Origin of the sequence: Mycoplasmopsis agassizii (genome assembly GCF_002272945.1) — a bacterium.
Lineage (GTDB): Bacteria > Bacillota_I > Bacilli_A > Mycoplasmatales > Metamycoplasmataceae > Mycoplasmopsis_B > Mycoplasmopsis_B agassizii.
Genome location: NZ_NQMN01000001.1, coordinates 547,084 through 572,131 on the forward strand (window position 1 = coordinate 547,084; position 25,048 = coordinate 572,131).

At 26.4% G+C, this 25,048-nt stretch carries 16 protein-coding genes; 14 read left to right on the forward strand and 2 right to left on the reverse strand.

Translation table 4 applies throughout. The annotated features are described in order from the left end of the window. Positions 1–39 precede the first annotated feature (39 nt). The 7 genes from CJF60_RS02250 to CJF60_RS02275 all read left to right on the forward strand — a co-directional run bounded on the left by CJF60_RS02250 (position 40) and on the right by CJF60_RS02275 (position 9,911). Complete coding sequence (locus CJF60_RS02250) at positions 40–1,440, forward strand: site-specific DNA-methyltransferase (RefSeq protein WP_268875537.1); 1,401 nt, start codon at positions 40–42, stop codon at positions 1,438–1,440. A gap of 3 nt (positions 1,441–1,443) precedes the next feature. Further along, entirely contained in the window at positions 1,444–3,801 is a 2,358-nt protein-coding gene (locus tag CJF60_RS02255; RefSeq protein WP_084232661.1) for a DEAD/DEAH box helicase family protein, read from the forward strand. Between the two features lie 91 nt (positions 3,802–3,892). Then, positions 3,893–4,306, forward strand: coding sequence for a CinA family protein (locus CJF60_RS02260; protein ID WP_084232669.1), 414 nt, complete (start codon positions 3,893–3,895; stop codon positions 4,304–4,306). A 68-nt stretch (positions 4,307–4,374) separates the two neighbouring features. Next, a complete protein-coding gene (locus CJF60_RS02265; RefSeq protein WP_084232663.1) occupies positions 4,375–5,670 on the forward strand; it encodes a hypothetical protein in 1,296 nt (431 codons plus the stop codon). A 253-nt stretch (positions 5,671–5,923) separates the two neighbouring features. Further along, complete coding sequence (locus tag CJF60_RS05280) at positions 5,924–6,067, forward strand: hypothetical protein (RefSeq protein WP_159444214.1); 144 nt, start codon at positions 5,924–5,926, stop codon at positions 6,065–6,067. A 91-nt stretch (positions 6,068–6,158) separates the two neighbouring features. Further along, complete coding sequence (locus tag CJF60_RS02270; protein ID WP_143823414.1) at positions 6,159–7,319, forward strand: DNA cytosine methyltransferase; 1,161 nt, start codon at positions 6,159–6,161, stop codon at positions 7,317–7,319. A 78-nt stretch (positions 7,320–7,397) separates the two neighbouring features. After that, positions 7,398–9,911, forward strand: a complete 2,514-nt coding sequence (locus tag CJF60_RS02275; protein ID WP_084232665.1) for a GmrSD restriction endonuclease domain-containing protein — start codon at positions 7,398–7,400, stop codon at positions 9,909–9,911. A 155-nt stretch (positions 9,912–10,066) separates the two neighbouring features. Here CJF60_RS02275 and CJF60_RS02280 read toward each other — a convergent pair whose 3' ends face one another. Next, complete coding sequence (locus CJF60_RS02280) at positions 10,067–10,753, reverse strand: hypothetical protein (protein WP_084232666.1); 687 nt, start codon at positions 10,751–10,753, stop codon at positions 10,067–10,069. Positions 10,754–10,940: 187 nt separating this feature from the next. On the opposite strand from CJF60_RS02280, the gene CJF60_RS02285 reads away from it, so the two are divergent. The 7 genes from CJF60_RS02285 (at position 10,941) to CJF60_RS02315 (ending at position 18,275) form a co-directional block, all read left to right on the forward strand. Beyond that, positions 10,941–11,591 (forward strand): beta/alpha barrel domain-containing protein, encoded by a 651-nt coding sequence (locus CJF60_RS02285; protein ID WP_084232373.1) that lies wholly within the window; start codon positions 10,941–10,943, stop codon positions 11,589–11,591. Then, positions 11,591–12,022: a PTS sugar transporter subunit IIA gene (locus tag CJF60_RS02290; protein WP_084232372.1), complete on the forward strand. Its 432-nt coding sequence runs from the start codon at positions 11,591–11,593 to the stop codon at positions 12,020–12,022. Before CJF60_RS02285 ends, CJF60_RS02290 begins: the two co-directional genes overlap by 1 nt. Positions 12,023–12,025: 3 nt before the next feature. Then, the gene (locus CJF60_RS02295; RefSeq protein WP_084232371.1) at positions 12,026–13,987 is read left to right on the forward strand and encodes a transketolase-like TK C-terminal-containing protein; all 1,962 of its coding nucleotides are present in this window, start codon (positions 12,026–12,028) and stop codon (positions 13,985–13,987) included. Positions 13,988–13,996: 9 nt separating this feature from the next. Beyond that, on the forward strand, positions 13,997–14,275 hold the full coding sequence (locus CJF60_RS02300; RefSeq protein WP_084232370.1) for a PTS sugar transporter subunit IIB: 279 nt from the start codon (positions 13,997–13,999) through the stop codon (positions 14,273–14,275). 21 nt (positions 14,276–14,296) lie between these two features. Beyond that, positions 14,297–15,922, forward strand: coding sequence for a PTS ascorbate transporter subunit IIC (locus tag CJF60_RS02305; RefSeq protein ID WP_234805281.1), 1,626 nt, complete (start codon positions 14,297–14,299; stop codon positions 15,920–15,922). 325 nt (positions 15,923–16,247) lie between these two features. Continuing rightward, positions 16,248–16,928 (forward strand): hypothetical protein, encoded by a 681-nt coding sequence (locus tag CJF60_RS02310; RefSeq protein WP_084232369.1) that lies wholly within the window; start codon positions 16,248–16,250, stop codon positions 16,926–16,928. 117 nt (positions 16,929–17,045) lie between these two features. Further along, entirely contained in the window at positions 17,046–18,275 is a 1,230-nt protein-coding gene (locus tag CJF60_RS02315) for a YbhB/YbcL family Raf kinase inhibitor-like protein (protein WP_084232368.1), read from the forward strand. Between the two features lie 50 nt (positions 18,276–18,325). Here the strand turns inward: CJF60_RS02315 and CJF60_RS02320 are convergent, their stop codons facing one another. Then, complete coding sequence (locus CJF60_RS02320; RefSeq protein WP_084232367.1) at positions 18,326–24,868, reverse strand: MGA_1079 family surface serine endopeptidase; 6,543 nt, start codon at positions 24,866–24,868, stop codon at positions 18,326–18,328. Between the last annotated feature and the right edge of the window lie 180 nt (positions 24,869–25,048).

Below are 25,048 nucleotides of genomic sequence, written 5' to 3' on the forward strand. Positions count from 1 at the left end.
ACGCATGTAGATAGTAGTGGTGAAGGATTAATTGACTTAATTTATATTGACCCTCCTTACAACACAGAATCATCTAAAAAAGATGGTAATGATTATAAAGATGATTCTGAATCAAAGCCAAGTAAATTTATCTACAGAGATAAATTTTCAAGAGATGGCTGATTAAATATGATGAACGAAAGACTAAAATTAGCTAAGCAACTTCTTTCTCAAGAAGGGCTAATTTTTATTTCAATCGATGATAATGAACAAGCTTATTTAAAAGTTTTAATGGATGAAATTTTTGGTGAAGATAATTTTGTTGAAAATTTTATTTGATATAAAGGTGAGCATAAAGGCTTATCAAAAACAACTTCAAATATTCATGAATATATTTTATGCTATGCAAAAAATAAAGATGTTATTCAGCATCTTAAATATTTTAAAATGAACAAAATAGGTTATGAAGAAATGAATGATTTTCTAGAAAAACTAAATCATAAATATTTAAATAATAATGTTAATTATGAATCATCTTTAAAAAATGCAACTAAAGAATTTAAGGAACATTTGAGGTCTAACAAAAATCTTTTTTCAGGAGTTTTAAATTTTAATAACCTTGAAATTGATTATGAAACTAATAAATTTGTTGTTTTTAGTAAAGGCGATGTTGGTAGCCCAAAAAGAGAAAATAGTTACCAAATCAAAACTTTTGATGTGCTTCATCCTGTAACAAAAAAACCTGTAAGATTTCCTGAAAATGGTTGAAGATTTACAGAAGAAACAATGCAAGAACATATTAAAAAAGGTAATTTAATTTTCGGAGTAGATGAAACAACTTCTCCTAATTTTAAAAGATATTTAAATAAATTTAATGATGTTACTCAGGATTCAGTTTTAAAGTTTAAAAGCTCAGGGAGTGATACACTAAAGAAAATTCTTACTCCTGAAAACTCAAAAAGTGAGAACCTATTTCCGTATCCAAAACCAGTTGCTTTAATTAAAAATTTAATTAAACTAATAAATCGTAAAGATATAACTGTTCTAGATTTTTTTGCAGGTTCAGGAACAACAGGTCAAGCTGTAATGGAACTTAATCAAGAAGATGGTGGTAACCGTAAATTTATTTTAGTTACTAATAATCAAAATAATATAGGTGAAGAAATAACTCGAGAAAGGCTATACCGAATTATCAAAGGAAAAGGTTCTAATGGTGAAACTATCAAATGAGAATTTGATAAGCAAACTAAATATTTAGAAAATAATCTTGTCAATGTTTTTGAAGTTAAAACTTCAAAATTAACAGTTAATGATTTTGATAGAGCAAGAGATTTAAAAATTAAAGCTAAAGAAAATTTTGCAATACTTAATCCCGAATGGAGAAAGAAAAATATTTCAAATATCTATTATGAATTATCTTCATTATCCCCTTATAAAGATGAAAATGAAGGGAATAAATAAACAATGGAATTAACTAGAATTCAAGAAAGAGCAGTTAACAAAATTGTTGATTATTTTAAAATAGATGAGAAAGTAAGAGTAGATTTTAAAGCACCTACTGGAAGTGGTAAAACATTAATGGCAGGTCACATAGTTTCTAAAATTTTAGAAAAATATAATGCACTATATAATTTTACTTTTATTATTGCAACTGTTTCTAGTGGTGATTTACCTGCTGCATTTGAAAAGAAATTAAAAGTTTATAAAAAAAATTTTGCTTATTCAAAATTTGAAATTGAACACATTGTCTCACCTTCAAAAAATAAAAATACGGATGCAAATTATAATATTAAACTTGTTGATAACAAGTTATATATTTTTGGAAAAGCGTCTTTTGGAAATAATACTTTATTTCAAGATCAGGAAATCTTTAAAGACTTTATTGATGAAGTAAAAACAAAAGGCAATAAATTAATTTATATTAGAGATGAAGCACATATTGGTTCAAAAACTAATTCTCAATACAATAAAAAGTTAAAAAAGTTTGAAGAAATTATGGATCATGATGCTGATTTTATTTTAAAAATGACAGCAACACCTAATAGATCGGCAGATGTTAAATTTGTAGAAATTAAACCATCGGATTTAAATGATATAAATCAAAATGATGGAAAATTTTTACTTAAAAATAATTTACAGTTTGTCGTTAATCCTAATAAAAATTATGAACAGCAAAATCTTTTAATTGAATCACTTTCAAAATTTAAAGAAATTCAAAAAGAATATAAATCATTAAAAGATCATTTTGGAGAAATTAGACCTGCACTATTAATTCAGATTGAAAATGAGCCTAATTTAAAAAGTAAACCATTAAAAAATCAAAAACATCATGAAGCAATTGATAATATTATTAAGACAATTGAAAATCATAATTTAACTTGAGTCAAATATTTTGGTGAAAATAATGTTGATTCAAATGTTAACTTAAAAGCTAATTTTAAGTTAACAGATTTATCGATTCCTAATAGTGAAATAGATGTCATTATTTTCAAAGTAGGAGCAGCTACTGGTTGAGATATTCCAAGAGCTTGTATGCTAACTCAATTAAGAGAAGTTATTTCAGAAAAATTAACTATTCAAACAATAGGTAGAATAAAACGTAATCCTTTAGGTGATCTTTCAAATAATAAAATAACAAATAAATATTATATTTATTCTAATAAGGAAAATGATAAATCAGATTTTGATTATTATCAATATGAAGTAAAAGATCAATTTAAAAATGAAGTTTTACCTATAATTAAAATTACTAATTATGAAGCACTAGAAAAATTTGGATCATTAAAATTAAAAACTGTTTTAGAAAAAGTAAAAACATTTTTAAAAAATAATAAACGCAGAATAATTGCTAATGCAAGTAAATATTTTTTAGAAAATGAATTTAGAAAATTTTCTAGTTCAACATCTCATATTTATAATTCTATAAAAAGTCCTTTTCTAGTTCTAAGAGAAATAGAAAGATTAGCAAACTTAAAAAAAGATAAATTTAATTTAATAAGTAAAACTATTTTTGAATCATATGATGAATTTTATATAACAGATGTTTTAAGTATAAATCTTAAATTTAAATTAGAACATTTACAGTGGGTTATTCTAAATGATTTTTGAAATGAGATTGAAGATATTTTTAAACATCATCAAAAATTTGAACCTAATTTTAATGTTGAGTATAAAACATATGAGCCAAATAAGATTTTAGAAATTAGTGAAAAAAATAATAATGATCTAAATGTAAAAATTTTTCACGATTCAAAATATTTTTTTAATATCGAATTAAACGGGAAAAACAATAATAAATTACATTTAGATTCAAAACCCGAAAAAGCCCTATTTTCCGAAGTTTTAGAAGCTATTGATAAAATAAATAGCAGTAAAGAAAATAGCAAAAACAATATTACTTTTTGAGGTAAGAACTTAACAAGTGCAAATATATCAGGCGAATATTTAGATAACGATTATAAAATTAGAAATAGTTATTTTGATTTTATGATCAAATTTCCTAATAATATTATTTGATACATTGAAGTTAAATCTGAAAACGATATTAATAAAGATAAAACTAAATTGCTACAAGAAAACTATAAGAAAATGTTTGAAAATGAATCATCTAAAAATAACAAAATATTTTCACATATCATGATTAGCATTGCAAAAACTACTAATCTAGATGATCCAATTAATTACGAACATTTTGCAAATTTTTATAATGGTTATCTACCTAAAGAAATACAAAACACAGTAACTAATACTTCATCAATTTTAAAACAATTATTAGAAATAGATACAAATGGATTAAGTCTTGAAGAAGAAAACTTAATTTAATTTTCTAATAAGAAAACAATTAAATAATTTCAGTTCTAAAATTATTTAACTGAAACTGATTAAATCAGTCAATTAAATGTATTATAAAGTAATGAACAAAACTAAATATAACTTTACAATAGCAACAATTGAATCAATGACAGGTGGACTTTTAGCCGCTAGAATTACACAAATACCTGGAGCTAGTAAATATTATAAAGGTGGTTTAATTACTTATCAAAATGAAATAAAAGAATTATTTAATATTGATACTAGTAAAGGTGTAATCAATAAAGACGTTGCTTTACAAATGGCATCCGTTACAAAAACAAAATTTAAGGTAGATTTAGCAATTTCTATTACAGGCAATGCTGGGCCTTCAGCATTAGATAATCAAAAAGTAGGTAAAGTATTTATTGCTTTTAATGAAGATGTTTATGAATTAGATTTAGATGGCAAAAGAGATTCAATTAGAGAACAAACTGTAGATTTTGTATTAGATAAATTGGATAGTTGAACAAATTAACTTATATTCTGTTTTTAAATATTTCATAGAGCAAAGGGTAATTTAAAATTGATTTAGGAGTTAAGAAAATGAAATTTTTTTGAGAAAATGTAACTGAAATTATTGTATTAAAAGACAATGAATTTAAAGGGACTAAAGAAGATTTATTAAATAAATTTAATAATAAATTAGCAGTATTAGACAGAAAAATTTCTGATCCAAATTCTGAACCATCTTTAGCATATATAATTTATGGATGTATAAAATATTTTTATGATTTACCTACAAATTTTTTAGGTGATGGCAACGCTTCAGGAATTCCTTCACTAGAAGCAGATCATTTTGCAAATAATATTTATAGATTGTATAAAGCAATATGTTATTGATCAAATAAATGAGGTGAAAAACCTGTCTTTACTAAAAAATTTAATATTTTAAGGGACATACGTACAATAATTGTTCATTCGGGTGAAATAATGAATGATATTCAAACTCTCGGTGTTGGTATTCATAAAAATGTTCAATTAGGTAGAATTTTTACAAAAGAAAAAAATGGTATGTTTAGTAGTTGTGCTTTTAAAAACGAAGCATCTAAAATGGATTACTGTATACAAATTGATGAGGACAAAAAAAGCAAGCCAGATTTCAATAATGACACAAATAAGTCAAGTGACCCAAATTGTATCTTTAAGAAAATAGAAGTTAATTCTATTAGTAGTTTTAATAGACAAGTAATATACTTAAATGTTGAAGATACTAGACAAATTGTGCTTGAACAGATCAACATATTTTTATCTGATAATAAAGTAAATAAAAGTAGTTTTAAAATAAAAAAAATAGCACCAACTGAATATGTTGTCAAAGAAGATGAAATAGATTTTAAAAGAATTTGCAATACTATTAATGACAATTTAAATAAGGAAAAAAGATTCATTGATGAAAAGCAAGAAAGAAGCGACTGTGATATATATGGTTTAGAAAAAATTTACCAATACGCAAAAAGTGGATTGAATTTTTCTAAAGAAACTAGAGACTTAGTTAGAAAAGAAATATCTCAAGCAATAATAAAATTTTGAGAAACTTATAAAAAAAATAATGGTAATTTAGATTATTCACCTGTTCCATCAGTTGAAACGGTTTTTAAAAAATATATACCAAAACAAATCCTTGAAAATTATATTTATCATGAAAAATTATTTATTAGGATTTCACCAGGGTTCAATTCAAATAGCGATGAATATAGGACAGAAGTCAATTTTTTATACGATTTCATAAATATCGTACAAAATGTTTTAGAAAAGAAACTTAATCAAAACCAAGATGTTGATGGTGTCATCTGCGACTTCTACATGACTGCAGTAGAAAAATTGATTGAAAAAAAATAAAAAATACTAATTTGCAAATAATTTAGAATTATAATTTTGATTTTCAATATTTTAAAATTTCGAGTTAGTTCCTTTAGTAAAAAATTTTGATCTCTTAAATTTTCAAGTGAAGTTTCTTTTAACTTCACTTTTTTCTTTACTTCTTTATATCAGATTAAATTATAATTTTATAGTGACATTTTTATAAGATTAATAATTATAAAAATCCTAAAATAAAGTGGTCTAAAAATTGTTTCCCTAAGGAGATTTTAATATGAAATTAAATGCTAAAGATGTTGCCAAGCAATTAAAAATATCATTACAATATGCTAGAAAAATTATGAAATCAGGAAAATGGAATCTGAAAATTAAAATAGAAGTTGATATACAAGACAAAATAAAATTGATGATTATTTAAATAATGGTGAGTATGTAATTAATCCTGAAGATAGAATAAGAACTAGTAAAGAATTACCTGAAATAGTTGCTTTATCTTTTTTTAGTGTGCAATGGGTCTTGATATTGGTATGCAAAATGCAGGTATCAAGCCTTTATTAGCTTGTGAAATTAATAAAGATGCTAGAGCTACAATTGTAGCTAATGATTCACAAATAGGTTTAATAGGAGATATTTGAAATGCTTCAACATCTCAAATCAGAAAATATGCAAATATAGATGAAAAGCAAAAAATTGACATAATTTTTGGAGGACCTCCTTGTCAAGCTTTTTCAACTGCAGGAAATCGTAAAGGTTTTCAAGATGCTCGTGGTGATGTTTTTATTCGCTATTTAGATATTATTGAAGAACTTAAACCTAGATATGCAGTAATTGAAAATGTTAGGGGTTTGCAATCAACTGAAGCAGTATTAAATGATACTAATAATCAAGCTGTGAAAGGTGGTGTATTGCATTATGCAATTCAAAGATTAGAAAAAGCAGGTTATGCTGTTTCTTTTGAATTATATAATGCAGCTAATTTTGGAGCAGCCCAAAAACGAGAACGTTTTGTGATCATTGCAAAATTAGGTAAGCAAAAAGTTGCTTATTTAACACCTACTCATTCAGAAAAAGGTGAATTTAATTTACCTTTATGAAGAACCCTAAAAGATGTAATCTACGATCTTCAAGATAAGCAAATGACATTTTCTAAAATCCCTGCTAGCAGATTAAAATGATTTAAGAAAATTCCTGAAGGTGGTAATTGAAAATCTTTAACTATTGAAGAACAGCAAGAAGCTATGGGTAAGAAATTTTTTATGAGTGGTGGTAGAAGTGGTTTTTATCGAAGATTAAGTTTTGATAAGCCTAGTCCAACACTTGTTACAGTTCCTACAATGCCAGCAACTGACTTAGTTCACCCTAGTGAACTAAGACCTTTATCAATTGAAGAATATGCAAGGATTCAGGGTTTTCCTGATAGTTGAAAGTTTTGTGGAAGTTTAATGGAAAAGTATAAACAAATCGGTAATGCAGTTCCTATTAAATTAGGAGAAGCAATTGGTAGAACTATTTTAAATGATATGAATGGTGTTATAGATAATCAATACCAAGGGTTTAAATATTCTAGATATAAACATACATCAGATCTAACGTTTCCTGCTTTATATGGTAAGAATTATCGAGAAGTAGTGGGAAAAGTAAATAATAAGGTTGACTATTTAACAGTTTAACAAAAAAATATCATTTCATTAATATATAATATTCGTTAGAAATATACTTGGAATTATAAATTTCACACAAGGAGTTCAATGGAAGCAAAAAAAATCAGAATGCTCGATATTGTAAGTGGTGCAAAAGGTAAGGTATTTACTATACCTTATTATCAAAGAAAATATATTTGAAGTGTTCAAGACCAAATTGATCCTTTATTAAAAGAATTAAAAACACTATTAGATAATAAAAATAATGAAGAAGAGTATTATCTAAATACAATATATTATTTAGAAAATGAAGATGAGATTTCTATTGTTGATGGTCAACAAAGAATAATTACTTTTTTCCTAATCATACACGCTTTATATGATCTTTCCCCTTCTTCATGAAAGACAAAAATTGCAGATGTATATTTAGATAATGACAATAGCATTTATGATGATCGCCTACGAGTTTCTTTTTCTGATGAAGATAATTACAAACCATTTAGAACCAGAACCTATAACATAAAAAATAACAATATTTTTGGAATAAATTTTATTTACATAAGAAAAAAAATCAATGAATTAATAGAAGAAGAAGGATCAAATTGAGATAAAATTTGAGACGCACTAAAGAAATTCTGAATAATTTACGTAAAACTTGAACAAGACAAGAATGACGTTCAAAAAATATTTGAGACAATAAATTATAGTGGTGAAAAATTAACAGAATCTGACCTGTTTAAAAATCTTATCATGATGAACGAGCAATATTCTGATCAAAAAGAAATATATAATAATTATTGAATATATATTGAAAAGATATCAACAGGTCACTCAAATGAAATATTAACTTTTTTTAGATATTATCTCACTTTCAAGAAAAAAACATATTTCGGAAAACAGGGTCTTTATAAAGAACTTAAGAAATTTTGAGGTTCTGAGAAAAATAAATGAAATTCTCTGAAAGAAATTATGCAGTTTGCAATCTTTTATAATGACTTATATCTAGATTATGATTTCCAAAACATCAATAATAAGAAACATATCGAAAAAATACAGGATCTTAGAAGCATTAACAATAGAACTGCAACACCTTTTATTTTCTTTTTTCGTAAGATGTGAGCCGATGGAAATATAAGAGAACATGAATTTTATGAAATAATCAAAATACTAAATACATATCTAATACGAAGAAATTTTAGAGGCTATCCAACTCAAAATATTTCAAGATTCTTTATTAAAATTCTGAAAAATATAGAAGAAATTTGAAATAGTAAAAGAAAAAATAATGAGCAAATAGACATTATAGATATCGTAAAATATTTCATAATCAATCAGAATAAAAATGACTTTCTAGAAATGCCGAGTGATGATTCAATTAAAAATTTTTTAATTGATGTGGATTTTTATAATGGTGTTACAAACAGCAAATGATTTCTTTTAAAAATTGAATCAGAAAGTTCTAAGGATAGACTTGATAAAAACCAAAAATTGCACATTGAGCATTTTATGCCAAAAAACCGAAGACATTGAAAAGAGCAAACTGATAACATTGATGATGATAGTTACAATAAATTAATTAATAGATTAGGTAATTTAACTTTAATCAATCCAATTGATAACAGCAAGCTTCAAAATAAATCAGCTAAGGAAAAAGCTGAAATCATTGAAGAAGCCAATTCTAGAATTCAAATGGTAAAAGATCTTGTTAAAAAGGTTAAAGAAAATAGCTGAACATGAAATGAAAAATTAATTAATAGCCGTAGTGAAGAATTAATAAACAAATTTCTAGAATTTTACCCTTATATTGATGAGTCCAAAAACAAATATGAAACTGATAACAAAAGTAAAATCAATGTTGACTTTGATTTTTATTCTAATGGAATTAAAAATGGTGACATAATTGAATTTTACAAATTATATAAAGGCGAGCCAATAAAAGCAACTGTTATAAGTGGTAACCAAGTTGAATTTGAAGAAAAAAAATGATTGTTATCTCCCTTGGCATCATATATAAACAAAAAATATTTTGGTGAAAAATGAAAATACAGAGTTCAAGTAATATCAAAATTTAAATTCGAAAATATCTTATTAAAAAATATCTCATTAAATAAAAACACTAATTTTAATTCTTCTAATATTCAAATAACTAACGAAAAGTCTAGCCATGAATTATCTAAACATAATTCTACTATTACAGAAAATAGTGATATTAGTAGCAAATTACAAATAGCACCATTAATAACTCTCATGAGCAAAAGCGAATTACCACAGAATAATGATAGAGTTATTCAATTGAAAAAAGGTAAAGAAATTTTTGCGTATGGATATTTAACTGAAAATGAAGAAGTTATAATTAAAGGAGGATCAATAATTCTTAAAGACAGTATTTCAAATTATAATAGTGCAGCATATAAAGAATTTGTTAATTTAGTAAATGAAAAGTTAATAGTCGAAAATGGTGATAGATGGCTGTTCATTAAAGACAGCTATCCAATTTCATCGGTTTCAAAATCAGCAAATTTAATACTTGGTGGTAAAAATAATGGATATGATAAATGAACGGATAGAAATAATGTTAAAATAAATTATTCTCTTAGAAAATTTAGAGAAAAGAAAAAATAATATTTTATTTAATTGAATTAGTCTTCTACGTTTAAAAACTAGAATAATAAGATATTAATAATAAAAATTTCTGATTTTCAGAAACCTTTTTTTGCATAGAAATTCTAATAATTCAAATGTCTTGCTAAATTAAAATCAAAATCATAAAATTATTTCTACATTCCCCACTTATTTTTAAAAGTTATAAATAAGTGTGTTTTTAAAAACTTAATACTTCTTTTTAGTTGTTCATGAATTTGTTTAACTACTTCATAATCATCTACACTTGGATCTTTTTCCATATCTAAAATATATTTAGATAAATTATGCTCAGCTATGAATTCTATATTACGTAGTTTTTTAGAATTCATACTAGCATTTGTAAAAGGTATAATAACTTTAACTTGTTCATTTACTTGAAAAGCACTTTTAAATTCTTGTGCTGCTTTAATAAATAAATCTAACTCAGGGTGAATTAATTTTTCACCCTTTTTTGACATTGTTATAAATGAGCTACTTTTAGTTAAAACATCATGAATGTTTTTTTCTAAAGGATTAGCAATTAAATAAATTGCATTTTTACCGATTGCAATTTTTTTAATAGCAGCTAAATAAGTATAGTTACCTGTGATAACAAAGCTACTATAGTAACTAGTTAATACATGTTCTTTAGTTAGTCTAATTAGCATTCTATGTCTTTTATATCTTTTAATTAAATTAGAAGAAGTATAAGAAAATTTAGTCTTTTTAATTACCTTAGTTCAAAGAATTAAAGCAGCAATTATGACTACGAATAAAGCCATAAAAAAATAGACTGCAATATCTCCTGGACTTGGATTATTTGTAAAAATTGTTGTTCCCATATGTGGATAAAATTATAAATTTTTTGTAGTTAAAAGTTTAAAAATTACTAAAATGACCTAAAAATGTGAGTGTTTTTTCACATTTTTGCGATTTGTAAACAAAAAAAAAAAAAACGCCCAACCTCTATAATTTGACTATATTAGGAGGGCTAATTGGCTTATTTTAGGGCTTAATTAGCAAGTAAAAGTGATTCTTATTCCAAGTATTTCTGCAGCAAAAAACAAGACAAATTTAGGTTATCCAAAGCAATTGATTGATAGGTTAATTCTGTTAAGTTTTAATCATTTTCATCTTGATTTAACTGATAGCACAATCACTTCAGAAAATGATTTATCTCTCATAAATCTAGATTATGAAGCTAAAGATATAACTTTTGATTATCACATTATGAGTTCTAATCCATCAGTAATTATTGAACAAATTAAGAAACGTAAAAATACTTATGTTCATGTTCATTATAAGTATTTAAATGATATTCAAAAGTACATTGATTTACTCAGTTACAAAGACTTATATGTAGGAATAACATTTGAACTAGATGATGACTTTTCAAAAATTGCTAATCACATTGATCAAATAGACTTAATTAATTTTATGTCAGTGTCTGAACTAGGTAAAACTAATTTAGTGTTTGATGAAAGAGTTTTTGAAAAAATAAAAGATTTTAAAAAATACTATCCAACCTATTCAGGAAAACTTATGGTTGATGGCTCGGTTAGAAAAATACATTTAAGAAAATTAAATGAACTAATTGACTTTTGCGTAGTAGGAAGTATTGTGCTTCAAAATGATGATTTTAAAAATAATTTAGAAAATCTAAGAAAGGAGTTTAACTAATGAAAAAAGATCTAATTAAGATCTCTGATCAAAAATTAAACTGAATTGAGGCAATCAAAGAAGGTGTTGGGCTTTTAGAAAAGAAAAAATATTGTCAAATGTCTTACGCTGATTCAATCATTGAATCAACAAATAAATATGGTCCTTACTATGTAATTTCTCCCCTTCTTGCATTAGCACACGCTTTGCCTGAAGGTAACGTAAGCAAAGTAGGACTATCGTTAGTCTTATACAAAAATATTGTTAATTTTAGTGACAAAAATGAGCATCAAGTACAACTTTTATTTACTCTTTGCACAACAAGTCCTAACGATCATATAGAAATGCTTCAAAAATTTGTAACAGTATTTAACGAAAACAAAGATTTAACCAATCAAATAATTAACGCAACAACAGTTGATGAAATTCATCAACTTTTAAAGGAAATTTAAATTATGAAATCAAATAAAAATTTAGCAGATAAAAGTATTTCTGCAATTAGAGTTTTATCTGCACAAATGGTAAATGAAGCAAAAAGTGGTCATACAGGAATGCCATTAGGAGCAGCACCAATTATGTATGCTTTATTTAAAAATCATTTTGTTGCTGAACCAGCAAAACCTAATTTTTTTAATCGTGATCGTTTAGTCTTAAGTGCAGGACACGGCAGTGCTTTGCTTTATGCAACAATGCATTTATCAGGTTTTGAAGATGCTAATATCGAGCAACTTAAAAGATTTAGACAAATAGATTCAACTACTGCGGGACATCCTGAAAATGTAATTTTTAAAGGTATAGATGCATCAACAGGACCTCTTGGACAAGGTGTAGCAATTGCTACAGGTATGGCTATAAGTGAAACGAAATTAAATGCTTATTTTAAAAATGAAAATTTAATTGATCATCATATTTATTGTATTTTTGGTGATGCCTGTTTACAAGAAGGGATTTCATTTGAAGCATTTTCTTTAGCAGGTAGATATAAATTAAATAAATTAATTTATATTTATGATAGTAATGATATTCAGTCAGATTCAAATGTAGAAAGTTCAACTAACTTTAAAACTAAAGAATATTTTGAAGCACTTGGATTTAATTATTTTCTTGTCAAAGATGGTGAAGATTATGAACTAATTTCTGAAACAATTAGTTTAGCAAAGCAATCAAAAGATAAACCTTCAATTATTGAAGTTAAAACAACTATAGGTTTTAAAACTAAATATCAAGGTACAAATAAAAGTCATTCATTAGTTTTAAATGATGAAGAATTAAGACAACTTGAAAAAGATCTAAATTGAAATTATGAATCCTTTTTTGTTCCTAAAGATGTTTATAATGATTTTGAAGATCTAAAAATTAGAGGACAAAATAAATTAAAAATCTATCAAGAAAATCTTAAAAAATTAGACCCACAAAAGCAACATAATTTAAGTCTTTTAGAATCAAAAACAATTAATTTTAAAGATGAATGATTTAATAATTTAAAGTACGAAAAAGCCCCAATTCGGGGCGTTTCAGGTGATGTTTTACAAATTATTGCAGAGCATAATCCATTAATGTTTGTCTCTTCAGCAGACCTAGCTTCTTCAACTAAAATGTGAGTAACTAAAGGTTCTATTTATGATGTCAATAATCGTTTAGGAATTAATTTAAATATAGGTGTTAGAGAATTTGCAATGACTGCAATTAATTCAGGAATTACATTACATAGTAATATGAAAACAATTAATTCAACTTTTTTAGTATTTAGTGATTATTCAAAAGCAGCACTAAGATTAGCAGCGATTTCTCATTCACCTATTACTTCAGTATTTTCTCATGATACAGTTACAGTGGGTTATGATGGACCAACTCATCAAGCAGTTGAACAACTTTGAAGTTTAAGATTAATACCTAATCACGTTTTATTTAGACCGGCTAATTTAACTGAAACAATTCATAGTTTTAACTATGCTTTAAATTCAAAAATTACACCTGTAACAATTGTTACTTCGAGAGCAGATTTTTTACAAAGAGAATTTGGAAGTCAAGAAGAAATTTATAAAGGGGCTTATTTAATTGAAAAAGATCCTAATTATGATCTAACAATTTTAGCTAGTGGTAGCGAAGTTGATATTGCTTATCAACTAAAAGATTTATTAAAAGATGAAGGTTATATTAGCAGCATAGTTTCCATTCCTTCATGAAATTTATTTAATCAACAAGACATTAAATATCAAAAACAAATCCTAGGAAATAAAAAGATTGTTGCAGTTGAATTTTGCTCGTCTCAGCCTTGATATAAATATGCTGATTTAGTATTAGGTGTTAATAACTTTGGTTTTAGTGCTTCACCTAATGACGTGATTAATAAATTAAAACTGCAAGCAAAAGATCTAGTTAAAGAAATTTTAGAATTTCTTAAACTAGCAAAATAAAGGAGTGTTATGAAAAAAATCGTAACAGTTTGTGGCATGGGTTTAGGTTCATCTTTAATAGTTGAAATGAACACTAAAAAAGCCATTAAAACCTTAAATTTAGATGAATCTAAATTTCAAGTAACTCATCAAAACTTAAATTCTTATTCACCAAGTCAAGGTTTTGATATTGTCATTTGTGGGCAGGATCTTTCAGACAGTATTGATCCTGGAAAAGGTAAAAAAATAGTTTTAAAGAACTTAATGGATTCTGAAGAGTTAATCCAAAAGTTGAAAGAAAATCTTTAAAACATTAACTAGGAAAAATAAATGAATCAATCTTTACAAATTGATGCAGGTACGTGATTTTTAACTTTTTTTAAAGATTTCATTGGTACACCTGCTATTTTAATCGGGCTTTTTGCCTTAATCGGTTCACTACTATTAAGGAAAAAAGGTACAGAAATTATTCTTACACTATTTAAAACTATCGCTGGCTTTTTAATCCTAGGTGGAGGTGCTGGTGTTTTAGTAGGAAGTTTATCAAACTTTCAAATTTTATTTGTCGACTTATTCCAAGTTCAAGGTGTCATTCCTAATAATGATGCTTTTGCAGGTCAATTATTTGAAATTGCCCCTGCAATTGCTCAACTAGGATCAATCATCATGGTTGTTTCGATGCTCTTTAACTTATTATTAGCATATACTAGCCGTTATAAGTATATTTTCTTAAGTGGTCACGTGTTATTCTACATGAGTTTAATGTTAGCAGGTGTCATGGTTTTAAGTGGTTTTGACTTAAATGTTGCTTCAGATTACGCAACTGCTTTAGTTGCTTCATCAGTTATTATGGCTACCTACATGGTAATTTCTTGTGCAGCTACTTCTAAATATGTACAAAGAATCACAGGTGCTAAAGATATTTCAATGGCACATACAGGAAGTATTGGTTATGTAATGTCAGGGCTAATCGGTGACATGATCTACCGCTCTAAAAAAGGTAAAGTTAAATCAACTGAAGAAATTAAATTCCCAAAATGATTATCATTTTTTAGAAATACTTTTGCCTCAATGGCAATTACAATGTTAATTGTCTTTGCCATTGTCTACATCCCTCAAGGGATTATGTACCAAACAGGTGTAAAAACTATTACAGCTGCTACTAACGAAGCAACGGCAGCAACTTTGACTAATCTTTTTGGTGCAAGTGCATCCAAAAACTGACTAGTGCAAAACATTTTAGATGCTTTCACATTTGCAGCAGGAGTAGAAATCATGCTTTTTGGTGTACGCATGATTATTGGTGAACTAGTGCCTGCTTTCAAAGGAATTTCTGATAAGTGAATCAAAAATTCTAAAGCAGGATTGGATTGTCCGATTGTCTTTCCATATGCACCTAATGCTGTTTTGATAGGATTTTTATCCTCGTTTGGAGCAGGTTTAGTAGGTATTGGAATTACAATCGGTTTTGCAGCAGGATCAGGAGTTGTTAATAACGGAGCAATTATCATTGCCCCAGTTATTATCCCAGGAATCGTTGCTCACTTTTTCTTAGGAGCTACTTCAGGAGTTTTTGGTAATTCAAAAGGTGGAATTTTAGGAGCAATTATAGGTCCTTTTATTCATGGTTTAATTATCACTTTTGTACCGATTATCTTTGTCATGACTGCTTGAAGTCCTTCTTCAACTTTAGGTTGAGGAGATAGTGATTATTTAATTGGAATTGTTCCTGGAGTATTAGGTTATCGAACTTTAGTAGCTTCTAATATCAATATGGCAAGAGGTCTAGTTTTAGGAATACCAATTGCAATTTATGTTTTATTGTCTCTAGAGGGGCTATTCAAACGCTTTTATTTAGATAAAAAAGATTTAACTTACAGAAAAATCTTTTTCAAAAATTCTAAACTAGTTTCAGCCAATGAAACACCAACTGAACCTTCGGATTCAGTTGAATAAATTAAACAAAAATCAGCAAATTACTTGCTGATTTTCTTTAGCCTTAATTTTTAAAAATCAAATAGAAAGCAAAACTTTTAGAAAAAAGTTTTTCATGTAATGTTTTAACTAGCAAATCAAAACCATTAATCAGATACTAAAAAGTTATAAAATATTTATATTTTTATTATAAATATCAACTTTAAACAAGTTTTAAAGATATGAAACTTTTTGGAAAATATTTGAAAAAATATTTTCCAAAACTAGTCAAAAATTTTATTGCTATAGAGAAGGGATAACCCTTTTCAAATAATAATCAAAGTTAATAAACTAGTAAAGGACAGATATGGAAGAAATAATCCTTGTCAAAACCATTAAAGAAGCACAAAAAATCATGACTACTTTTTTCAAAAATCATGAAGATTTTGAAATTGTTAAAAAAGTTGATGAAAATAACGAACACTACTTTATAATAAAATCAAAGACTGAAAAAGATAAAGGAGGAACTATGACTGATGGCAAAATCATAATGAAAATGCTTGGTGATTTAACAATAGCGGTTAATGGAATATCAACAAGACTGGATAAGGTTGAATCTAGACTAGACAAAGTCGAAGAAAGATTGGATAATCTTGAAGCAAGACTAGATAAAGTCGAATCAAGATTAGATAATCTAGAAACAACGGTAAATGGTTTAATTAAAAACTTTGAAACCTTATCAAATGTTGTTTCAGGTTTAATAACAACAGTTACTCAACTAGCTAACACTGTAGCTGTCTTATCAGAAAATGTTGAAAAACTAAACAAACGAGTTGATGATCTAACTGTTAAAACTGAAGAAGGTTTTAAAAAAGTTTGAAAAGAAATTAATTTTATAAAAATTGAACTAAGTTCATTAAGAAGTGATTTTAACCTTCACGTAAAAGACTTTAACAACTTTAGAATTTCAGTTAACGATCGCCTTGAAAAACTTGAAAATGACATGAGCTATGTAAAAGGTGTTTTAGAAAGAAACAACTTAAAATAGTTCTAGTTTTTTAACTAACTAAATAAATCAATTAAATCATCAACAAAATATTGTTGATGCTTTTTTTAATTATTTTATAATTACTTTGTCAAAGAAATTAACAAAGGAGTTTAATAAATGAAATTAAAAAAATACTTAACTGAATCACTTGTTTATTGAAATAGTGAAAAAGAAGATAACACTTGTGGTTGTGCTCTTAAAAAAGCTTTAAACAACTGACAACTACCCAGAAGAACTAATTTAAATATTAATTCTTCATCAATTGAAAATGGTTATTGAAAACCTGAATCTATTGCCGAATATTTACAAGATCTTTATCCTAATAGCGAAGGTAAAAGCCCATATCTAAAATGAGATAAAGTTGATAATGCAAAAGCTTATGTAGTCTTAATTAATGATTGAGAAGCTGCTAATGTAATTGGTACACCTTTTCTTCATTGACTAGTTGCTAACTTAGAAACTAACGAATTAGAGTTAAATGCTTCTAAGTTAAATCCTAGTTTAGAACAAGGATTTAACTCATTAGCTTCATCTAAATTAACTAGAATAACTGATCAAGAACAAGCAAAAAAAGAAGCTTTAAAACACGTTAATTATACTGGTCCAGGAGCACCTGATACAAGCCATAATTATGAAATTAGTGTTTACGCTTTAAGTGAAAAATTAGACCTACCTAAACCTTTTTATTACGCTGATTTACACAAAGCAATGCATGGTAAAATTATTGCCTGAGATAGCATTAGCGCTAAGTTAAAGCACCCTAACGATAAGATAAATTATCATTATTTTGATTTTTTTGCACCAACAAAAAAATATAGTTATGAACCTATAATTATTAAGTCAAAAAGTGTTGATGAAGCTAATTATTTAGATTCTAAAAATGCTTATAAAGATGATGCACCCAGTTTAGAACTAAGTTGAACTAAAGTAAAAGATGCTAATTATTATTCATTAGTTTTAATGAATAATGAAGCAAAATCAATAACTGATGGTAATCCTTTTATCAACTGATTAGTAACAAATATTGATCAAAATTATCTAGAAGAAAATGCTAGTTTATTAAGTAAAAAGATAGTTCAGGGTCATTCTAGTGCAAGTAGAAATTTTGAATTCAAAGCTTATAATCCTCCTTATTTAGATGATAGAGATTTAGTCGATCATGAAGGTGATCGTTATCATGGACCGATTTCAGAATCTGAAGAAACTACCTATACAATTTATCTTTATGCTCATCAAGAAAAGCTAAATTTAAAACAAGGGTTTAAATTAGGAAGTTTTTCTAGAGAACTCCACGGTAAAGTATTAAGTGAAGGAATTTACTTTTTTAAAGTTAAAAAAGCAAATTAAATTAATTAAAACAAAAATCAACAACTTTTGCAGGTTGTTGATTTTTTAAATTATTTGCTCTCTTTATTATTAATTCCTGAATCAAGAGCAACTGTATCAGGATTTAAAGCGTTAGCTCTTAATACTTGTGACATAATACTATTATCATTTTTTAAGTCAAATAGTGAATCATTACCAGATACAGCACCATAATAATTAAAACTATTAGTAATTAATTTTCATGACTGTAAGAAAGTACGCGGAGCACCTGAATTGATAATTGAAACAAAATAACCTGAGTTATCAAAAACACCTGTACCTGAATTACCAGCGTTATGAAATGTTGGTGTTAAACCGTTAGTTGAAAATCCAATTGATGTATTGTTTTGTGAAGTACGGTTATAAACATATGCTGATTGTTTACCATAAGGAAAGCCACTAAAACTATAATCAATTAGCATTGAAGGCATGAACATTGAAACAGGTTCTTCCTGATTAGCAATTTTTAATGGCTCTAGTTTTTCTCAATCATTTAGTCATTTATAATAACGGTATTTACCATCTGCATAGGCTTTTTCTTTAGCAACTTTAATATCAGCAACAACTAGTGCAATATCAACTGCACCGTTTTTATTTGTGCCATCTATTGAAGTTTGTTTTAAGCTAGTTCCATCTCAAATTTGCTTATAAGGAATGCCGCTAACTACATCTAAACCATCTCAATAACTGGTTCCATTATGTCAGTTATTTCCAAAATCATCTGAGTGTCTAACAATGAAAACTGAACCATTATTACCAAGCCCATTTTGCTTCATTTGATCAGCATTTCCTGAAGCCACGTGATGGTTAGTAATTAAGTAGTATTTTAGTTCATCGCTTTTATCATCACTTGCTTTTGCTAGCATAGTTCATGAACCCATATTTCCACCAAAGCTTCTTGCTTTAATATCTTTAAATGAATCATAGTTATATGATTCATGAGCATATTCAAGATTCATTTTGTAACCTTGTGTTCATTTTCAAGTAACGTTTTGGTTAAAATCAAATTCAAAAGCAGTATCGTTATTTTCATAACGTTTGTTATAAAGAATTAAAGGTACATTCTCTGCAGTGAATGTGACATTGTCATAATTAAAGTCATTAGTTGGAATAGTGTTGAAGTTTTCAACCTCCACATTATTTGTATATTCTAGGTTGAAAGTTGTGGCGTATTTACCAAAGTAGATTTCTTTACCAACGTTTAATGTATTCATTAATGGTATTTTACTAATGTTCAAATCAGCATCAAGTTGTGTGAAATTATTGAAGTCAACATTTGCTCTACTTGTTTCGCTACCTCTATAATCAAATTTGAGTTCTTGGAATCTAGTAATTTTAAATGTAAAATTGATTCCTTCTTCGGTAAGTTGTGCATTCAAATTAAACCCTGCTTCTCAACGACTACTATTTCCGTTTTGCCCATATACAGTTTGAGATCTGAGTGAATCAACTATATCAATTGTTTTTTGTTGCTTCAATTTTTTATAATCTAGTTCAATAATTGGTCTAGTGTTTAGCAGTTGAGAACCAGTAAAACTTCTATTGTCATTAGTCATATATTTATAAATTTGGTCATGTCCAGAATTTATAATTGTTCCTAAATTAATTATAATTTTCTGATTATCAACATTTGTTATTGCACTATCAAAAATCGGTGAATAGTATTTACTTAACAAAGTAAAAGTTACTTCTTTTTTAGAATTATCTGCTTTTCATAAAGCATCTTTTTTAGATAATTCTAACCTTCTGTTTCTAGCAATTAAATCTTTATTCAATTGTGCTTCTCGAAGCGATTGCTGTGCAGCTTTTTCTTCTAATTTTAATCTTTCAGCAGTTATTCGTGTTCCTGAAGTAAATCCTGTTGCTTCAATATTGACCTTATAAAGTTGATCTAGAGCACTATCTTGTCTTGCATTAGCATTAGTTGCTTTTAATCCTGATAACTTAATTCATTTAGCTGCAGTTGTAACCTTATTGTTGCTATCAGTATATTTAAATTTAATTCAGACAGTACCCGATGCATCATCCTTATTAGCAATTTCACCAATATAAAACTCTTTAATCGAACCACTGTCGTTTGTATATTTACCATAAACAAAATGATCATTTGGCGAATTATATTTAACTTTAACTACAGAACTTAATGTTTGAGCATTTACAGTTGAAGGTGTCATTCCTGAAAGTGGAATTAAACTATCAAAAGATAAATCTGATAAAGAAATGTTATTTAAGTCTTGTTCAATATATTTTAAATCTCTTAATGAATTTGTCAAGTTACTTAAAGTAATTTGATTTGAATGTCATTTAACTTTTGGATTATCTTTTTTAGTAAATCCTAATTTGAAACTAATTTTAGTTTTATCAGGATTACCCCTTCTATCCTTAGGCATTTGCACATCATAATAAGTTATAAAATAATTATTTCTTAAACTATTAATTTGTACTTCAGAACTAGGGTCAGTAGTAATTTGCCCTGCAGGTACAGTCCCTTTTGCCTTATTTGGATCATCTTTGAATCCATCAGTACCAGCTGTTGCATCAGTAAGAACTTTGTTATTATATGTGCCTGATTTATCATCAAAAGTTTTACCTGCATCGGTTGATGCTGCTGCTTGTCCTGTGAATTTTAAAAAGTATCTTAAATTTTTAGCAGTCATAAATTGAGGTTCTAAATAAGAAAAGCCTTCAGTTTTATTTAATTCAAAATCACTTCCGTTAATTTGACCAGCATGTTTTTTAATATCAGTTAATTGATTTTTTTCTTGAGTTGTTAAAGATGCTTCAACACTTTCAAAATCACTATCTTTTAAGGTTCCTTTTTCATCAACTGGATCTTGTGATTTTTTAAAGTAATTTAAAGTAGCGTTTTTGCTAAATAAAGGATCAGTTGCATTTTCTAAATATGCACCAATTTTAACTTCCATTTTACCGCTTAAATCATTAGCAGAAATCTTAGTTGCCTTAATTGTAAAATTACCGTTTTTAATCTCTTTGAAAAAATCCATTGGATTTACTTTTGAAGCAAAATGTTCATGGTGTAAATTAGTTCAATCTTTGATTTCAAAAATTTTCATGCCTTGATCAATTAATGCCTTAATTTGATCTTGTTCATCAAAACTAATACCATTATTAGTTTTGACAATTAAATTTGTTTTACTATTATTCGCTAATAATGTTCTTTTATCATCCGATAAAACATAAGTAATTGTTTTCTTTGAACCTGCTCCAATTTTTACATCTGGATCAAAATAAACACTAAATGATTCTTGCTTATCTTTAACTAATGAATTTAATAATTCTGAAATACGTTTGACAGAATCAGGTCCATCTGGCCCATTTTTATAAGAAAGATTTAGAGTATTATGTTGTCAAGTTAATAATCTAAATTTACTTCTTCCTCTTGTACCTTGATTAAATAAATCTAGTAACTCATTTCTTACTTTTGAATCAATTGTTCTATCTCTAGAAATGCCACCTGATCCATCAACTAATTCTAGATTATATTTTTTTTCAAGTTTTTCAATTTCAGTTAATAAGAATTTTTCTAAAAAAGTAAAGCCTTCAGAGTTAACGAAAATACCTTTTGCATTTTTATTAAAACTTCTTTGATTATTAGTTACAAAAGTTTTAAATGTTTCTGAAGCTTCAGCTTCTTCTCCACGTTTTTCAAATCAAGTTGATTTATTAAAATCACCAATAGTAAAACTTTTTACTTTGGTGTTTTTTGCTTTAACATCAATAGTTAATTTTGAATTACTAAATGAGCCAAAATGAAATGAGAAAAAGCCTGTGCTTTTACTTTTAAAATGATCTTTAAAAAAGTCTTTTGTAAACACTTGTTCAATTGCAAAATTATTTTTTAATTTTGCATCATAATCAAAGTATTTAGTTAAATCAGCAATGCTAGTTGAATCAGTATAGCTAGTTAATAAGGTACTTAATTGTAATTTAGAAATTCATTCTCTAGTCATTAAAACTTTTGCTGATTTATCTTTTGAATATAAATAGAAAGTTAAAATTGCTTTATCAATATTATTAGGATCTAAAGTAACATCAACAAATTCTGTTTCATTTTCTTCTTTATCAGTTAAGTCAAAATAAGTTGTTCAATTATTTTGACTAACACTTGCTGAATAAAGTTTAATACCTAATTTAGTTAATTGTGTATCACTAACTTTTTGACTTAACTTATATTTATTTAAATCATTAGCAATTATTTTTAATTCATCTTCTTGTGGATTTTTAAATCCATCAATTTCAAAATTATATGTATCACTTGTGATATCTAAATTATCATGATATTTTAGTTTTAAATTAATAGCAATTTTATTGTCACTAATTTCTGTAAAAGAAAATTCAGTGACAACATTTTTTAGATTTTCATTATCAAAATCTAAATTTAAAAAGTTCTTAATTTGATCACTAGTTAAATTATTATTAAAGTTTTTAGTTGCTAAATCATTTTTTAAATTTTGATCTTTTAGATCAATTTTTTGCTCTTTAACTCATTCAAGTGCTTTAGTTACTTGTGCTTGTTTTTCTTCATCAGTTACATAAACAAAATTAGTAATTTCAACATCATGTTTTTTAGAATTAGAAATTAAATTAGTTAATTCAAGTTGTAGAACTACACTCTTTGTTTTAATTTCTAAAATCTTTGCACTTAAAGTAATATCAGTTAAATTTGTATTAGTTGTATCAATATTTAAGAGTGCTAAAATTTCTGCACTTGGTTGTTGCAGATTAAAAACTAAATTAGGATTTTGATTTTTTAAAGATTGATCTTTTAGATCAATTGCTAATGATGTTAATCATTGATTTGCATTTTTTAATTTAGCATTTTCTTGTTGTGATCTTAGATCTTGTGCTGTTAAAAATCCACTAATTGTTTTTTCAACTTTAGCACTTTGATTATATTGATCACTGACTGATAAACTTAATTTTACAGAACCATCATTTAGTTCAACTACTTCAATATCAAGTGCTAAATTATTTGCTTCTAAATTTAAATCAGAGCGATTTAAATTTAATAAAGGTAATAAAACACTTGTTGTTTGTGCACTATTAAATGTGTCTGAAGCAAGTTTTTGTTTTAAAGTTTGGTCTTTTAAATCAATTGTTAAATCATTTAATTTAGCAATAACTTTATCAATTTCTGCTTTTGAAGCATCTAATCTTTCTTTTTGTTTAGTTGCTGATTCTGATTTAAAGCCGCTGATTTGTGTAGCAGTTTTTAAACTACTACTTAATGAATTTGTTAAAGTAAATTCAATAGTAACATCTTGATCACCAATTTCTTTTACAACAACATTTAATGTTAAGTCAGCTAATTTTTCATTACTTGTATCTAAATTAAGTAAATTTAAAATTTCTTCACTAGTTAATGAAGTAGTAAAAGTTTCTGAAGCAAATTGTGATTTTAAGGCTTGATTTTTTAAATCAATATTTGAATTCTTTAATCAGTTAAATGCTTCATTTAATTTATTTTCAGCTTCTTGAGCAATGTGTTGTTCATTTGTTTTAAAGCCACCAATAGTTTTATTAATATTTTGTTTTTGTCCATAAATGTCAAAAATTTCGAAGTTAATTTGAGCAAGTCCATTTCCAATATTTGAAATAGAAATAGTTGCACTTAAATTATTGTTTGTTAAATTTAAGCTGTTTAAATCAAAATTAATTAAGTCTAAAATTTTAGTTTGATTGTCATTAATAGTAAAAACTTCGTGAGAAAATTTTGACTTTAAAGATTCATCTTTTAAGTCAATTTGTGTATCTTGTAATCTTTTAATTACAGCATTAATGTTTTGTAATGATGCAACTCTTTTAGAATTAATTTGAAATTCTTCATCATGTTTAAAGCCACTGATTTGAAAATCATAAACTCTAACTTGACGATATTTATCTTCTAAAGTAACTTCTATAGTTGCACTATTATTTGATAAACTAACACTTCTAGTTTTTAATGTAGTTGTAAAATTTTTAAAAATATTTTGATCTAAATTAAGATCTAAAAGTTCTTTAAGTTGTGAATCACTTTGCCCGATATTAAAAACTTCATTAACAGTTTTTTGTTTTAAAGATTTATCTTTTAGATCAATTGAAGTCAATCTTAAATATTTAACTGCTTCATTTAATCTTTCTCAGCTTTTAGCTTTTTCCTGATTAGTTGTTACAAAGTTTGTAAAGTTTTTATTTCTGATAAAAGTTTTTTCAGGATCTTTATTATCAGTAATTGTAAAAATTAAACCAACAATTCCGTTTTGATCATCGACATTTTGAACACGATAATTAACGGTTACATCAGTTAAAAAATCTGAAGGAAAATTAAATGAAACTAATTTAGAAATTTGTTCTTCAGTTAAAGAAGTTTTAAAATTTTCTGATGGAATTTCTTGTAACATGGTTTCATCTTTCAAAGTCACATAAGTTGTGAAATTATTATCATTTTGAAAATCTTGATAACTCTTATTTGAATTATTTTGTGCAGTTGGTGTACAACTAATTGCTACTGCAGTTGCTGCACTTGTTACTGTCAGTGCTGACAAAAAGAAAATATTTTTTTTAATTTTTTTCATGTTTATTTATTCCTTAAAAATCTCTGTATTGATTTATTTTGTAAGTCAATTATTTTAATAATTGCTAATCTCTCTTATAGACTAATTTTTACATATTTTTGCCGTTCCTAAACAAAATATTTTTTATTTTTTATTTTTGAAAAACCCCTAAAAATAGGGGGTTTTGCATTTTTAGAAATA